Here is a 15,203-nt window from a genome sequence, read left to right as displayed (position 1 = left end):
CGCACGATCCAGTACCGCCCCCACCTCATCGACGGATGCCTCATCGAAACCGGGTTATCACTCACACCGACGACAACCCGAGTTCAACCTCAGTAACTACATCGCCAGATCACTGCTGGAGTCCGGCGGGTTCAGGCCGCGACTACACCCTGGATCGTGAAGAGCCGTTCTGATCCCAGGACGCGACGGCGCATCCTCGATGAGAGTGCAGCGAGCGCTACGGCACCCCGACGCACTGTCAACTCCCGGCGCGAGGTCGGGGTTTGGTCGTCGGGGCCGACTGAAGGATCTGCTCGATCCCGAAGTCGAAGCGCTCGCTGTAGTCGATCGAGACGTAGTCCTCCAGCACCGAGTGGAGGCCCGGGAAGTGCTGCTCGTCCACCCTTTCCCGCAGGCGATCGTGGAACGCGCCCGGTGTCGCCTGTTCTTCCTGAACGAGCCCGAGCGTGAAATAGAAAAGGCTCCACGACGTCCACGCGGCCGACTTGCGTGTGGGGCAGCCTTCGAAGAGGACCGTCACCACCCGTTCGGAAAAGGCCAGCGTGCTCGGTTCGACGGGAAAGGTCCCGGCGACGAGCAAGGCGCCGTCCCGGTGTCCGAGCATCGCTTGCCGCAGGCGCCGGAGCAGTTCGGCCACTTGCTCGCGCCAGTCCCCGCGCAGGTCGTCCAGGTCGACCTCGCCCATGATGGATTCCGCCATCAGGCCGAGCAGCCGATCCTTGGTCCGGATGTGCCACATGACCGTGTTCATCCGGACATCGAGTTCGGCTGCGATCGCGCGAGCGGACAGTTTGGCGATGCCGTCCCGTTGCAGGACATCGAATGCGGCCTCGACAACACGATCGATCGTGATGCCGACCTTGGTGGGAGCAGCGCCTGGCGACTTGGTCACCGATCAATGCTACCTGGGCCGAAGCGACCGATCACAAGGTCGCGGCCACCTCGATCTCGACCAGATAGCCCTCCGCGAAGAGAGTCTCCACGCCCACGCATGCACTCGCCGGAGGTGTTTGCCCTGCTCCCCGGCTGCCGGCGATGAGCCCGATCAACTGCCCGGCGTTGTCGGTGTTGTACCCGACGAGATGGATCGTCTCCTTGATGATTTTGCTACGGCTCGAACCTCCGGCGGCGAGAACCGCGTCGATGTTCTCGTAGGCCTTGGTGAATTGCGCCGCCAGGTCACCCCGGCCGACGAGTTCCCCCTTCGCGTCCCACGCGACCTGCCCGGACGTGTAAATGAGGCCGAGGTCGGGAACGGCCAGGCCGTGGGAGATCACGCCGGTAAGGGGCGGGAGTTCAACAGGATTCAGCGCAACGGGTGACGACATCGCGAGTCTTCCCTCTATTTCCCGGAATGACCGACGTGCACCCTGCGCGTTCACGCAATGCTCAGCGCGAGTCCGCCGAATTTCGACGTGACGACGCCGGGATGGGGTGCCGCATCGGAACGGTTGCCGCTGTTGATGCGATCAGGACGGTCGCGACGACATCGTCCTTGTTGGTGAGACGATGCTCCTTCGACGAATCGAAATGCACCGAATCCCCGGTGTCGAGCTGAAGCGAAACACCCGAGATATCGAGCGTGATCGCCCCTGACAGCACGTGCAGCCATTCTTCGCCGACGTGCCGGGCGGTCTTGGTGTTCTTACCGGCCGCCAATTCGACCCGGATGACGGACATGGTTTCCCGAGGTCCGCTCAGCACGGTGTATCGGCCGTCCTGCCCGTCGCGCGTCATCGCCTCGTCGGCACGCACCAGATGGAAGTCGTCCTGATCGGGTTCCTGTACCAACTCACTGATGGATACGCCGTAAACGCGGGCGATCTGCAGCAGGCTGCCGATGGACGGCTTGCGTACACCCTTCTCCAGGCGCGAGAGATGCGCCGAGGAAATGCCGGTCTGTTCGGCCAGTGTCGTCAGGGTGATGCCACGCTCGCCCCGCATGTCCTTGAGGCGTTGGGCAACCCAGAGATCAGTGTCCTCGATCGGCATTTCCGCACAATAACATGCCTCTGAGGCAATAGGGCGCGCCCGCCAGGTACATTCGGACGGCCTCCCTCTACACGAGGTTCAGTAGTTCCCGCTCAAGGATGTGCGGGAACGTCAGCAGGCCGACGTGGGTGACATCGCGAAGCGCCACGACCCTGAACCCCCGTTTCTCCGCCGAGGCGGCGACATCGGTGAAGAGAGCCTGATCGGCACAGTAGATATAGGTGACCGCCCTGCTCGCCAGAGCGTCTTCGCTCCCGGGACCGAGCGGCTCCTCGTGGGTGAAGCGCGCCATCGGCGTCAGCCTGCTCGAAAGCCACGCCGCCCCCTCGTCGTCCGCACCGAGCAACCCGGGGTCGAGCGGCGCCACCTCCCACTCGACGGGCCCCGCGGACTCGGTGAACGCCTTCTCCAGCCACGGCAGCATCGTGAACGCCGATTCGCCGGTCACCGGGGCGAACGCGTCCGCGTACACCACCTGCCCGACACGATCGGCGGCGAGGGCGGTCGCTCCCGTGATCACCATCCCGCCGTAGCTGTGCCCGACCAGGATCGCGTCCTGCACCCCTTCGGATTCCAGGAGTTCGGCGATTTCTCGCGCGTGCACGTTCAGGCCGACGTCCGGCGAGGAGAGATCGTGCCGCTCGCCGAGGCCGGTCAACGTGGGCGTGAGAACCGTGTGGCCGGCGCTCTCCAACAGGGGGCGCAACCGGTCCCACACCCAGCCACCGCCCCACGAACCGTGTACGAGTACGAACGTGGCCACAGCCCGCTCCTCCTGAGACTCCAGAACCCCCCGGTCTTCCCACAGAGTCACGGTCCAGCCCTACCCGCGTCAACCTCATTGGCAAAGCATATTGCCTCCTAGGCCAGAATGCCGACCGGCACGGCGGTCGTTGCAGCATCGCCAGCCCCGGTTCGTGCAGGATCTGCGCGGTATTTGCCAGCAGCTCGGAGCCCTGTCGGCCGTCCATGAGCCGATGGTCGAAGGAGAGCGCCAGCTGGGTGCCCCAGCGCGGCTCGACGCGTTCGTTCCCGTCGTCGTCCTGGACGACCCACGGCATACGGCGGACGGCACCGACGGCCAGGATGGCGGCCTCTTCCGGGTTGAGGATGGGCGTACCGGTGTCCACGCCGAACACCCCGACGTTGGTGAGCGTGACGGTCCCGCCGGTCATGTCCTGAGGGGAGGTGCGGCTGGCTCGGGCGGTCGCGGTGAGGTCCGACAGCGCCTGGGCCAGTTCACGCAACGACAACCGGTCCGCACCCTTGATGTTCGGCACGACCAGACCGCGCTCCGTCGCCGCAGCCACACCGAGGTTGACGTAGTGCTTCAGGACGATCTCCTGCGCCGCCTCGTCCCAACTGCTGTTCGCCTCAGGGGCCTTGGCCAACGCGATCAGGAAGGCCCGGACGAAGAACAGCAGCGGGGTCACCCGTAGCTCGCGGAACTCCCCGCGCCCCGCGACGAGTTCACGCAGCCGCGTGGTCGCGGTGACATCGACGGTGATGAACTCGGTGACGTGCGGCGCGGTGAACGCGGAGGCGACCATGGCGGCGGCCGTATGCCTGCGAACTCCGCGGATCGGTATGCGGGTTTCGGAGGTCCGGGAGGTGTCGGGGGCCGGGGCGGAAACGGCCTGCGGGGCTGCGCCTCGGGCGGACTCGTGGACGTCTTCGCGGGTGATGGTGTTCCCGCGGCCGGTGGGGGCGACGGTTGCCAGGTCGACGCCGAGATCCTTGGCGAGTTTGCGGACCGGCGGTTTGGCCGCCGGCCGGGCTGCGGCTCGGTCCGGGCCGCTGTCCTCGACACCGCCCGCCGCACGTTGGGGCTGCGCCTGGGCGGGACGCCTTCTGCGACGGCCGGCGCCGGTGCCCTGCGGACCGTAACCGACCAGCAGTGCGGCCTGTTCCGAATCCGGCTGCCGCACCGCCCCGCCGTCCGGTTCTCGGTCTGCCGCCTCTCCCGGTGCGTCGGTGTCGATCGTGATGAGCGGCCTGCCGACCGGGAGCAACTCCCCCACGTCCGCGTGGAGGGCGCTGACCACCCCGGCGTAGGGCGAGGGAAGTTCGACGGCGGCCTTGGCCGTCTCCACCTCGACGATGTCACCGGGCCGGTGTAGGACCTCGTGGCTCGTGGCATAGAGCATTGCGCTGACCAGCAGGTTCCCAATCCGTCTCAGGACGTTGACCTACGTCTCTGTCTCACCGCCCCTGGCATTTCCTCGCGGGGCCACACAAGCGTGGTGGATGATGGGGCGGTGCAGCTCCCGTACGTGTACCGCGTCACCAAGTACGACCCCGCCGACCGTGACGAACACGGGCATTACACCGGCAGTGAGGACACGGTCAGCGATCACGGCGAGGTCGAGGCGTCTTGTCTTCAGGCGGTCGCGGCCTTCGCCGCGGAGACCGGCGTCGATCGCCTGGCCGTACGTGAACCGCAGATTCCGTCCTTCGCGTACTTCGGTGTGGAATCTCCGGTGGACGGCTTTGGGTTGGACGGGTTCTTCCCTGCCGGCCCCACCGGTTTTCACGACGGGGCAGAAATACCGCTCGAAATCGGGCTGCGGCTGGTGCGCGCCATGTTGCGCGACGATGGCGCCTGGTGCCGGCTGGAGGTGGAAGGCGCGTTCGCGGTCCATGTGGGACGGGACCAATACCTCTACATCAGCAGCAATCTGCCTTGCGGAGAAGCGGTGGCCCACATCCGGGAGTTCGGACTGTTCCCAGAACGCCTGGACGCCTCCCCGTACGCCTTCGAGGCCGAGGAGGAAGGGCAGGTCATCCAGCGGCCCGGCGATGACGACTTCTGGGCCGACCTGCACAGGGAAGTCGCCACCGGTCGTGCGGGAATCCTGGAAGAGACGTATCTCGAAGGAGCTTCACGATGGCACCACCTCACCAGCGACACCATCGACCTGGTTCGAGTGGGACTGGCTCCCCGGGCCCGTCTCGCCGTCTGGCCGTCCCTGTCCACCGACATCGACGCCGTCCTGAGAGCCCTGCCCGCTGACGGCCTCGTCGAAGGCGTCTGGCAGGACAACGACGGAAACATCCGCAGCGCCATCGCCAACGAGGACGAGTTCCCCGAACTGACCGCCCGGATATCCCGTGCCCGTGCCGCCGCGCTCCTGTCTGTATATGCGGGTGAGTCTGTTCCTCTGTGCACTGCTGTCATGCCCGACAACGACGGAGTCCTACGGGCTCGTTGGCGAACCGAGCCGACGCCGAGCGACCGTGACTGGGTACTTCGTCAGCCTCAAGGGTGAGCGCTTCGACCGGCCTGTCCCGGATGGGTGGCCGGCCGGCCACCAAGTGGCCATCGGTCGTGAGATCCGGCCACGGAATCTGAGATCCCACATGAAGGTGTAGGGACTCATCGTCCATGTCTTACGGCGCTCTTGTGATCTGCGACTTTGCGCGGTGTCTCACGGAGTGTCAGCAGAGAGCCGTCTCATCGCGATGTCAATTCCTCGGAGATCCGCCATCGTGAAGGTCAGCCGCGACCGGCAGGGGGTGCCGCACCATGGCACTGCCCCCTCTCAGTTCGAGCGGATCAGAGTTGCTGTCCCGCCCAACAGTTGTTGCCTACGAAGTCCTCCTCATCCGGCGCTGTGGCACTTGAGCTGTGCGTCGATTTGCGCGGCGGTCTTGGGACCGTCGTCGGTCCAGTACTGTCCGGCCTTCAGTTTCGCCGCGGAGATCGTGCGCAGCGTGACGACGCCGTCCCGGCCGTCGCCTGACGGATCCAGGTACCCGACCACGAGGTTGCGGGGGATGGCGGACCGGGCCGGCTCTGGGGCGTGGTTCTCGAATCCGTCACCGGACCAGAGTGTGGCGACGCCTTTCCAGGCTGATGGTGTCGTGGGGTTGGAGGCCCACCACAGGACGTCCGGATTCGCGCTGGTGTCGTCGTCGAAGTCCGTGACCTCTACGCGCCGGATCACGTCAGTGGGGCAGACGGGGAATTTGACGACGATCGTCTGTCCTTCGACGCGTGCGCCAAGGACGGGGGGCACGGGGTCCGACATGCTGTAGGCGCCGTACACCCATGCGCCGACGGCCGCGAGGACGGCCAGTACGAGTACTGAGCCTCCCACCGCGAAGGGCCACACGGGTACTTTCCGGGGTTGCCTCAGCATGAATAGCCGCCGTCCTTCCAATTCGCGCGACGCTCCCACCTGTTGTGGCATGGGTTTCGCCCTGCCCGCATGTACATGTAGGCGAAGCGCCATCCGTACTTCATCCACTGCTTTTTGTGGCGATTTTCGTGCCGGATCCTGGCCGGCGTGACGTATCGGCTGGACGAGGTGAAGTAGGTGGTGCCGAGTGTGGTTCCGCCGCGGGCGTGGAGTCCTCGGCCGCCGGTGCACGCGCGCATACCGTAGCGGTACCGGCATCGGTAGCCGAGGTAGCGGGACCCGACGTACGCGAGGCCGACGCCGACAATGCGGGCCTGCTGGCGGTTGTTCCACCGGTTGGCGGCCCGGTAGAAGCGCTTGCCGTAGTGCCAGGCGAGCTTCGCACCGATGCTGACGTGGAAGCCCCAGAACCTGCCGTCGAGGTCGTAGCGGTTGATCGGGTCGCCGCCGCAGTACTCGTAGGCGTTGGCCGAGCCGCCGGGTACGGGGTCGATGGACAGGAAGCGTCCGGTGGCGGGGGCGTAGAGGCGCACGCCCATGAGGGTGGCGCCGGTGACCGTTTCGCTGGAGCGCTGCTTTTCGCCGAGCCAGCTGTATCGGGTGGCGGTGGTGTCGCCCTGTGTGGTGCCGTACTCGTCGTAGGCGAGTGCGGTCAGGGTCTGGCTGGTGTCCAGGGGGAGTTCCACGGTGACGTCGCCGTGGATGTCGGCGAGCTGCAGGACTGTGTCGCCGGTGGCGCTGGTGACGGCGCCGAGGTCTCCGCCGATGTCCTGGACGTTGCGGCTGATCGTCGAGCTGGTCTCCTGGATCCAGTCGGGGCTGTCGCCGTCGGCGCCGTAGTGGCTGGTCTTGGATCCGGTCTGGGTCCAGGTGCCGCTGCCGTCGGATTCGGTGGTCCAGGCGGCGAGGCGGCCGGCCGCGTCCAGGGTCCAGGTCTGCCGACTGGTGCCGGAAGTCTGCTGGCGGACGAGGTCGTTGGCGTAGTAGCCGATGGTCGCGCCGGACGCTGGGTCGTGGTGCGCCCGAGAGCGTCGTAGACCGTGCCGGAGCTCTCCAGCCGGTCGGCGCTGTCGTACGAGTACGACGTCGTCTTGGCGCCCGTGCTGGTGCAGGCCGTGCCGACGTCGCTGGTGGCGACGGCGAGGGCGGTGCGGTTGGTGTTGTTGTCGAAGGTGTAGTCGCGGCGGGTGCAGGCGCCGTCCGGGTCAGTGTCGTCGGCCCGGGTGAGGCGTCCGGCGACGTCAAGGTCGAGGCGATCACGATGGCCGCCACCAGCGTCCCGGAGGCCCTGGAGGTCTTCACCGTCGCGGGCGACCCCGACGCCCTGGTCCGCGTCCGGGTGACCAACGTGCAGCACCTGAGAGATGTCATCGACCGGCTCCGGCGCTCGGGCGCCGTAATCGGCACGAAGACGCTCATGGTGCTGGGCGCATGGCGCAGGGGTGACTGGGACAACGGATGAGCGATGTACCCAGGAGGCAACATTTCTTGCCTGCCAGGTTGACATGCGATGGGAGATGGTTGCAGCCTGAAAGAAATCCCTCGTGAACCGTGACCCGTGACCCGCGCACCATGAGCCGCGCACCGGAAAGGACGTACCGATGTCCACCACCACCGGAGGCAACGACATCGACTTCGAGAACATCGAGGAACTGGACATTCCTCGCCTGGCGGAGAACCGCGAGACCATCGAGGCCGAACGCGCCCACCGCAAGCGGCAGTTGGCGGCGGCGTTCCGGATCTTCGCCCGCTACGGCTTCGACGAGGGCATCGCCGGACACATCACCGCGCGGGACCCCGAGTTCCCCGAGAGGTTCTGGGTCAACCCGTACGCGGTGCACTTCTCCAGGATCCGCGTCAGCGACCTGCTTCTCATCGACGAGGAGGGCCGGGTCGTCGAGGGTGAACGCAGGACCAACAAGGCGGCCTTCTGGATCCACTCCTCCGTCCACCAGGCCCGTCCGGACGTCGTGGCGGTGGCGCACGCCCACACCATCCACGGCAGGGCCTTCGCGTCACTGGACAAGCTCCTGGACCCGATCGTGCAGGAGTCCTGCGCCTTCTACGACGACCATGTCCTGTTCGACGAGTACAAGGGCCTGGTGCTGGAGCGGACCGAGGGCGAGCTGATCGCCGCCCGGCTCGGCGACCGACGGGCCGCCATTCTCCGCCACCACGGTCTGCTGACGGTCGGACGGTCCGTCGAAGAGGCCGCGTGGTGGTTCATCACCATGGACCGCGCGTGCCAGATGCAGCTCCTCGCCGACGCCGCCGGCAAGCCCCGGATCATGACCGAGGAGGAAGTCACCCTGGCGCACCGGCAGTTCAGCAACGCCAACATGGCCCGGCACAACTTCAACCTCCTGGCCGACCTCGTGGTGGAGGAAGAACCCGACGTCCTGGGCTGAGCCGCCGCGAGGACAACCGCACGTCGACTGCTACACGTCGGGCGCGTAGTGCTTCCCGTCGCCCCGGCGCTCCTCCGGAGGCAGATTCCGTCGCGGCGTCTCGACCGGTCCTACGGCGAGACCGCGCACCCGCTGCCAACCGGCCCGGGCCCGCGGGTGGTAGCGCCGCTCGAACGGCACCAGGTGCCAGCCGAGCGCGACCGCACGACCGACCACCCACAGCCCGACCGCGCTCCGACGCGACCAGCGATAGCCCAACTTGGCACGCACCGTGGGCGGATACATCCCGACGGTGAGCCAGACGAAGGGCCGCGTCAGCGGACCGCGGATCACCCGCCACACCATCTCCGGCAGCCACTTCAGGAAAGGTGGCCTGCCGATGCGGCGGATGTCGAGCACGGCGCGTGCCGCCCGGTTGTCCTCCAGGGTGTCGGCGCACATCCGCTCGAAGTACGCGCTGAATCCTGCCCAGTTGGCCGGAGCGGGCCGGTCGCTGACCCCGTAGAGCCGGTACCACTGAAGACTCTCGGCGTAGAACCGCTCCTTCTGTTCCTCCGTCAACGGCCGGCCGAAGTACCGGCACACCAGCACCGGGACCATGACGAAGGTCGCGTGTGCCCAGAAGAAGGTGTCCGGGTCGAGGGCGTGGTAGCGCCGGCCCTGGCTGTCGATGCCCTTGATGTCGACGTGGTAGTCGCGTACCTCGCGGGCCGTTCGGGCCGCGTCCGGGCCGTCGTAGATCACTCCGGCGATCGGGTAGAGCGAGCGGAGCAGCCGTTCCCAGCGCTCGTCGAAGAACTCTGAGTGTTCCTCGACTCCGGCGCCGAGGGCGGGATGCATGTTCTGCATCGACCCGGCCCAGAGGCCGATCAGCATGCCCCGCCAGTCGCTGAAGTACCGCCAGGCCAGAGACGACGGACCGAGCGGCTCGGGCGCCGACGCGTCGCCGAGTGTGGTCAAGGGCCGCTCCTGACTGCAGAGTTGTGGATCTTACAGGGCCCACCAGCAGTACAGCCGCCGGTTCTCCGCCACGGCTCTCCCGGCCAGGCCGGACAGCAGTTGAAGCACCTCCAACGCCTCGGTGGGCGGGAGACCGTAGGCGCTCAGTTCCTCGAAGTCCGCGCACGGCCCTGCCACCGCGCCCAGTTGGTCGGCGGACGCCGAGGCCGGCGCGTCCCGGAGTGTGTCGGAGACGCTGATGACGAAGGCGCCTTCGGCCTCGGGGTCGGAGAGCAGTTGCCCGGCACGGGGGCGGGCGCCTGCCTCGTCGTAGGTGCGGTCCGTGAGGAGCGCTTCGAGCCGCGCCATCACGACCACCGAGTCGATGCCCTTGAGGGACAGCACGTCGAACACCGACCCATCCGGCCCGCCCGGTTCGTCGAGCACACCTACGGCGTCCTCCTCACTCGCGGCAGAGAAGTAGTCGCACATCACCATGCCGTAGAGCGTGCCCTATGCCGCCTTCTGAGGACCACTGTCGTACGGTGACCGCTCCGGGGGGAACGAAGGGGCGGGAACAGGAATGTACGGGGGCGAGTCGGTGCGTACGCTGCCAGACGTCTTGCGGGAGCACGCGACCCGGATCGGCGAGAAGACCGCATACCGGGACGACCGACGTGCCGTCACCTACCGGGAGTTGGAGCAGCGCACGGGGCGAGTGGCAGGGCATCTGGTACGGCTCGGGGTACGGCGTGGGGACCGGGTCGCGATCCATCTGGGCAACCGGGTGGAGCTGGTGGAGACCTGGCTCGGGGTACTGCGTGCCGGAGCGGTCGGCGTGCTGCTCAACTCCGGTGCGTCGGAAGAGGAGTTGGCGTACTTCCTCGACGACAGCGGTGCCGTCGCGGTCGTCACCGAGGAGCCGGTCGCCGTACCGATCGCCCAACTGGGCGCTGTGCAGCGGGTGATCGTCGGCGGACGGGACGAACCGACCGACGGCGCGGTCGCCTTCGAGTCCCTCGCCGGGACGGATTCGGGCACGGCGCCCCGTGACGACCTCGGGCTCGACGAGCCGGCCTGGATCCACTACACCTCGGGCACGACCGGGCAGAGCAAGGGCGTTGTCTCCACGCAGCGTTCGGGACTGTGGTCGGTGACGGCGGCCTACGTACCGGCGTACGGACTGGAGCAACAGGACGAACTGCTCTGGCCGTTGCCGATGTTCCACGCCCTCGGTCACTCCGTGTGCCTGTTGGGCGTCCTCTCGGTCGGGGCGACCGCGCGCGTCCTCGCGCCGGGCGCGAACGTCGCCGAGGCGCTGACCGCCGAGCGGTTCACGATCCTGGGCGGGGTGCCCGCCACCTACCGCCTTCTGCTGGAGTCACTGCGGGAGACGGCGCGTCCGGTGCCGGCGTCGCTACGGGTGTGCGTCAGCGGAGGAGCACCCTGTTCCCCCGAATTGCGGGCCGAGGTCGAACTGGCCCTGGCCGCACCTCTGTTGGACGGGTACGGCTCCACGGAGACCTGCGGGAAGATCGCGGTCGAGCGACTCGACGGCCCCCGTGACGACCCCTCGCGTGGTTTTCCGCTGCTGGTACTGGACGTCCGGATCACCGATTCGTCCACCGGTGCCGAGGCCGGCGACGGGGACGAGGGCGAGATCTGGGTGCGTGGTCCCGGACTGATGGCCGGCTACCACAACCGTCCGGACGCGACCGCCGAGGCGCTCACCGACGGCTGGTACCGCACCGGTGACCTCGGTCGGCGCGACGCGAACGGTCATCTCCATGTCACCGGCAGGGTCAAGGAGTTGATCATCCGGGGCGGTGTGAACATCAACCCCTCCGAAGTGGAGCGGGTGTTGCTGGCCCGCCCCGACATCGCCGACGCCGCTGTGGTCGGCCGGCGGCACGACGTGCTGGGCGAGGTGCCGGTGGCGTTCGTCGTACCCGGCCCGGACGGGGTCGACACGGCGCGGGCGCTCGCCGCCTGCCGCGAACGACTGTCCGGGTTCAAGGTGCCGGACGAGATCTACCCCACCGCGTCCCTCCCCCGCACCGCCTCCGGCAAGATCGCCCGTGCCGTGCTCGCCGAGCAGCTGCCGGAACGCCTCGCCGCGGAACGTACGACCGCCTCGGCCGCGCTGCGCGAGCGCCTCTCGGCCGCGTCCGACGCCGTGCTCGACCTGGTCCTCGAAGTGACGTCACGGACCCTCGACGTCCCCGTGCCGGAACTCGACCCCGACGTGCCGTTCAACGCGCAGGGCCTCACCTCGCTCGGCGGTGTGCTGCTGCGCGACCGGCTCGGCACGGCTACCGGTCTCACCCTGCCCGCGACGCTGGTGTTCGACCACCCCACGCCCACCGCCGTGGCGGCCCTGGTGCGCGACGCGCTGCACGGCGGCACCCGCCCCGGCCCCGCGCGCACGTCCGGCGACGGCCATCACGCCGAACCCGGGGAACCGATCGCCGTCGTGGCCATGGCCTGCCGCTACCCGGGCGGAGTGGAATCCCCGGAGGACTTGTGGCAGTTGGTCGCCGACGGCACCGACGCGACCTCCGACTTCCCCACCGACCGCGGCTGGAACGTGGCCGACCTGTACGACCCCGACCCCGACCGCCTCGGCAAGTCGGTCACCCGCCGGGGCGGATTCCTGGACCGCGCGGCCGACTTCGACGCGGCGTTCTTCAGCATGTCGCCCCGCGAGGCCCTCGCCACCGACCCCCAGCAGCGACTGCTCCTGGAGACCGGCTGGGAACTGCTGGAGCGGGCGGGCATGGACCCCGCCGGTCTGCGCGACAGCGACACCGGCGTCTTCGTCGGCGTCATGCACGCGACCTACGCGAGCCGACTGCTGCACCGCGGCGGGCACGAGTTGGAGGCGCATCTCGCCCTCGGCTCGGCGGGCAGCGTGGCCTCCGGCCGTATCGCGTACACGCTGGGGCTGCGCGGGCCCGCCGTGACGGTGGACACCGCGTGCTCGTCGTCGCTGGTCGCGATGCATTCGGCGGTACGGTCCCTGCGCGACGGGGAGTGCTCACTGGCCGTCGCCGGCGGGGTCACGGTGATGGCCTCGCCCGGCCCGTTCATCGCGTTCAGCAGGCTGCGCGGGCTGGCTCCGGACGGCCGCTGCAAGCCCTTCTCGGCGGCGGCCGACGGTACCGCCTGGGGCGAGGGTGTCGGCCTGGTCCTGCTGGAACGGCTCTCCGACGCACGGCGCAACGGCCATCCCGTACTGGCCGTACTGCGCGGCTCGGCCGTCAACTCCGACGGCGCGTCCAACGGGCTCACCGCGCCCAACGGCCCCGCCCAGCAACGGGTGATCCGCTCGGCGCTGGCCGACGCGGGCCTGACCCCGGCCGGCATCGACACCGTGGAGGCGCACGGCACGGGCACCGCACTCGGCGACCCGATCGAGGCACAGGCGCTCCTCGCCACCTACGGCCAGGACCGCACCGCCCAACACCCGCTGTGGCTGGGCTCGTTGAAGTCCAACCTCGGGCACACCCAGGCCGCGGCCGGTGTCGGCGGCGTCATCAAGACCGTACTGGCGATGCACCACGACCGGCTCCCCCGCACCCTCCACGCCGACGAACCGTCGCCGCACGTGGACTGGTCGTCGGGCACCGTACGACTGCTGTCCCAGGACGAGGAATGGCGACCCGAGCACGGCCGCCCGCGACGGGCGGCGGTGTCGGCGTTCGGCATCGGCGGGACCAACGCGCACGTGATCCTGGAGGAGCCCGAGGCGGTTGGAGCCGAAGAACCACCCCTTCGCCGCCCCGTGACACCCCCACTGCTGCTCTCCGCCGCGAGCCCGGCAGCCCTGCGCGAACAGGCCGCACGCACCGCCGCCTTTCTCCGCGCCCACCCCGAACTCCCCCTGCCGGACCTGGCGTTCACCCACGCCACCGCCCGAGCCGCGCTCCCCCACCGAGCCACCGTCCCCATCGACGACCGCAGGGCGGCACTGACCGCCCTCGACGCCCTGACGACCTCCGCCCCGCCACACACCACCAACTCCGCCGCCCGCCTGGCCTTGCTCTTCACCGGCCAGGGAGCCCAACGGACGGGCATGGGACGGGAGTTGTACGACACCTTCCCGGAGTTCGCGACCACCTTCGACGCCTTGTGCGCGCGCTTCGACGCCCACTTGGAGCGTCCGCTGCGCTCAGTCCTCTGGGACGCCGCCGCGGGCGTGTTGCTGAACCGTACGGACTTCGCGCAGGCCGCCCTGTTCACCTTCGAGGTGTCCGTCTTCCGGCTGCTCGAATCCTGGGGCGTACGGCCGGAGTTCCTGGCCGGACACTCGGTCGGCGAGCTGGCGGCGGCCCACTGCGCGGGCGTGCTGTCCGAGGCGGACGCCGTCGAACTGGTCGCGGCGCGCGGGAGGTTGATGCGCGAGCTGCCGCAGGGCGGTGCCATGGTGGCACTCGACGCCACCGAGGCGGAGGTGACGCCCGAGCTGACCGAGGGGGTCGCGATCGCGGCCGTGAACGGTCACCGCGCGGTCGTCGTCTCCGGCGTGGAGGAGCCGGTCCTCGCGCTCGCCGAGCGTTTCGCCGTACGAGGCCGCCGTACCGTCCGGCTACGGGTCAGCCACGCCTTCCACTCCCCTCTCATGGAGCCGATGCTCGCCGAATTCGGCCGCGTCGCAGGTGAGTTGACATACCGCTCCCCCACCATCCCGGTGATGTCGGGCCTGACCGGGCTTCCGGCCACCGGGGAGGAACTAAGGTCGGCCGCGTACTGGGTACGGCACGCCCGTGAGGCCGTGCGGTTCGGGGACGCCGTGCACTGGCTGGCGCACGACGGACGGGTGACCGCGTTCACCGAGATCGGCCCGGACGCCCAGCTCACGGCCCAGGCCGCGGCAAGCCTGGCAGAGACCGGAAAGGAACTGCTCTTCACCGCGGCTACCCGCCGGGACGGCGCCGAGCCACGGACCGTGTTCGACGCACTCGGCCAACTCCACGTCCATGGCGTGCGGTTGGACTGGCACCGGGTGTACGCGGACAGCGGTGCCCGACGCATCGACGGCCTGCCGACCTATCCCTTCCAGCGGCAGCGCTACTGGCTGTCCGACACCGGCGCCGACGCGACCGCCGGTTCCGGGCATCCGCTGCTCACGCAGACGGTCACGGTGCCGGGTACGGAACGCCTGCTGTGCACGGGCCGGTTGTCCGGCGCGGCCCAGCCGTGGCTGCGCGACCACGTGGTGGGCGGACACACCCTCGTGCCCGGCGCCGCGTTCGCCGACCTCGTGCTGCACGCGGGCGACCTGTGCGGTCTCGCCGTACTGGAGGAACTCGCCCTGCTGAACCCGCTGTTCCTCCCCGAGGACGACGAAGCGGGCATCCAACTCCAGGTGGTCCTGGGCGAGCCGGACGACTCCGGGCGCCGCGCGGCGGACGTGTACGCGCGGCCCGAGGAGTCCGGTGCGCTCGGCGCCTGGACGCAGCACGCGACCGGTCGGCTCGGCCCGGCCGTTCCGGGTGTCCTGGACGGCGCGGTCTCCCTCACGGCGTGGCCGCCGGCGGGTGCTACGCGGGTGGATCTCTCCGGTGCCTACGACCGGGTGGCCTCGGCCGGGCTGGCGTACGGTCCGGCGTTCCAAGGCGTCAGGGCGTTGTGGCGGCGGGACGACGAACTCTTCGCCGAGGTCGGGCCGTTGCCGGTCGCGGACGCCCGGCACCACATGCTCCACCCGGCCCTCCTGGAC

At 69.0% G+C, this 15,203-nt stretch carries 13 protein-coding genes and 1 pseudogene; 5 read left to right on the top strand and 9 right to left on the bottom strand.

Going from position 1 to position 15,203, the window contains the following annotated elements; genetic code table 11:
- Nucleotides 1–238 precede the first annotated feature (238 nt).
- The 5 genes and pseudogenes from ACFWP5_RS47655 to ACFWP5_RS47635 form a co-directional block, all read right to left on the bottom strand.
- Entirely contained in the window at nt 239–892 is a 654-nt protein-coding gene (locus ACFWP5_RS47655) for a TetR/AcrR family transcriptional regulator (RefSeq protein ID WP_384172100.1), read from the bottom strand.
- 31 nt (nt 893–923) lie between these two features.
- Complete coding sequence (locus ACFWP5_RS47650) at nt 924–1,328, bottom strand: RidA family protein (protein WP_384172097.1); 405 nt, start codon at nt 1,326–1,328, stop codon at nt 924–926.
- Between the two features lie 61 nt (nt 1,329–1,389).
- On the bottom strand, nt 1,390–1,992 hold the full coding sequence (locus ACFWP5_RS47645) for a helix-turn-helix domain-containing protein (protein ID WP_384172094.1): 603 nt from the start codon (nt 1,990–1,992) through the stop codon (nt 1,390–1,392).
- Between the two features lie 67 nt (nt 1,993–2,059).
- Nucleotides 2,060–2,755: an alpha/beta fold hydrolase gene (locus tag ACFWP5_RS47640; protein WP_384172091.1), complete on the bottom strand. Its 696-nt coding sequence runs from the start codon at nt 2,753–2,755 to the stop codon at nt 2,060–2,062.
- A gap of 196 nt (nt 2,756–2,951) precedes the next feature.
- Nucleotides 2,952–4,139 (bottom strand): annotated as a pseudogene (locus ACFWP5_RS47635) (dihydrolipoamide acetyltransferase family protein); the annotation flags it as partial.
- A 111-nt stretch (nt 4,140–4,250) separates the two neighbouring features.
- Here ACFWP5_RS47635 and ACFWP5_RS47630 point away from each other — a divergent pair.
- Nucleotides 4,251–5,261, top strand: coding sequence for an RNA-binding protein (locus ACFWP5_RS47630; RefSeq protein ID WP_384172088.1), 1,011 nt, complete (start codon nt 4,251–4,253; stop codon nt 5,259–5,261).
- 333 nt (nt 5,262–5,594) lie between these two features.
- On the opposite strand, the gene ACFWP5_RS47625 is transcribed toward ACFWP5_RS47630, so the two are convergent.
- Both ACFWP5_RS47625 and ACFWP5_RS47620 read right to left on the bottom strand, forming a co-directional pair.
- A complete protein-coding gene (locus ACFWP5_RS47625) occupies nt 5,595–6,134 on the bottom strand; it encodes a hypothetical protein (RefSeq protein ID WP_384172085.1) in 540 nt (179 codons plus the stop codon).
- On the bottom strand, nt 6,128–6,820 hold the full coding sequence (locus tag ACFWP5_RS47620; protein ID WP_384172082.1) for an RHS repeat-associated core domain-containing protein: 693 nt from the start codon (nt 6,818–6,820) through the stop codon (nt 6,128–6,130). Before ACFWP5_RS47620 ends, ACFWP5_RS47625 begins: the two co-directional genes overlap by 7 nt.
- Before the next feature lie 354 nt (nt 6,821–7,174).
- On the opposite strand from ACFWP5_RS47620, the gene ACFWP5_RS47615 reads away from it, so the two are divergent.
- The 3 genes from ACFWP5_RS47615 to ACFWP5_RS47605 all read left to right on the top strand — a co-directional run bounded on the left by ACFWP5_RS47615 (nt 7,175) and on the right by ACFWP5_RS47605 (nt 8,542).
- Nucleotides 7,175–7,312: a hypothetical protein gene (locus ACFWP5_RS47615; protein WP_384172079.1), complete on the top strand. Its 138-nt coding sequence runs from the start codon at nt 7,175–7,177 to the stop codon at nt 7,310–7,312.
- Nucleotides 7,313–7,395: 83 nt separating this feature from the next.
- On the top strand, nt 7,396–7,596 hold the full coding sequence (locus tag ACFWP5_RS47610) for an Lrp/AsnC ligand binding domain-containing protein (protein WP_384172076.1): 201 nt from the start codon (nt 7,396–7,398) through the stop codon (nt 7,594–7,596).
- A 139-nt stretch (nt 7,597–7,735) separates the two neighbouring features.
- On the top strand, nt 7,736–8,542 hold the full coding sequence (locus ACFWP5_RS47605; protein WP_384172074.1) for a class II aldolase/adducin family protein: 807 nt from the start codon (nt 7,736–7,738) through the stop codon (nt 8,540–8,542).
- A gap of 30 nt (nt 8,543–8,572) precedes the next feature.
- Here ACFWP5_RS47605 and ACFWP5_RS47600 read toward each other — a convergent pair whose 3' ends face one another.
- Nucleotides 8,573–9,502, bottom strand: coding sequence for an oxygenase MpaB family protein (locus ACFWP5_RS47600; protein ID WP_384172071.1), 930 nt, complete (start codon nt 9,500–9,502; stop codon nt 8,573–8,575).
- 30 nt (nt 9,503–9,532) lie between these two features.
- Nucleotides 9,533–9,979 (bottom strand): hypothetical protein, encoded by a 447-nt coding sequence (locus tag ACFWP5_RS47595; RefSeq protein WP_384172068.1) that lies wholly within the window; start codon nt 9,977–9,979, stop codon nt 9,533–9,535.
- Between the two features lie 124 nt (nt 9,980–10,103).
- On the opposite strand from ACFWP5_RS47595, the gene ACFWP5_RS47590 reads away from it, so the two are divergent.
- Nucleotides 10,104–15,203, top strand: a 5,100-nt coding sequence (locus tag ACFWP5_RS47590) for a beta-ketoacyl synthase N-terminal-like domain-containing protein (protein ID WP_384172065.1), incomplete at its 3' end; no start/stop codon positions are given.

It is taken from the genome of Streptomyces sp. NPDC058469 (assembly GCF_042721125.1).
In the GTDB taxonomy this organism is placed as follows: Bacteria; Actinomycetota; Actinomycetes; order Streptomycetales; family Streptomycetaceae; genus Streptomyces.
Note: the sequence above shows the minus strand (reverse complement) of the source record. Positions and strands in the feature narration are given on the sequence as shown.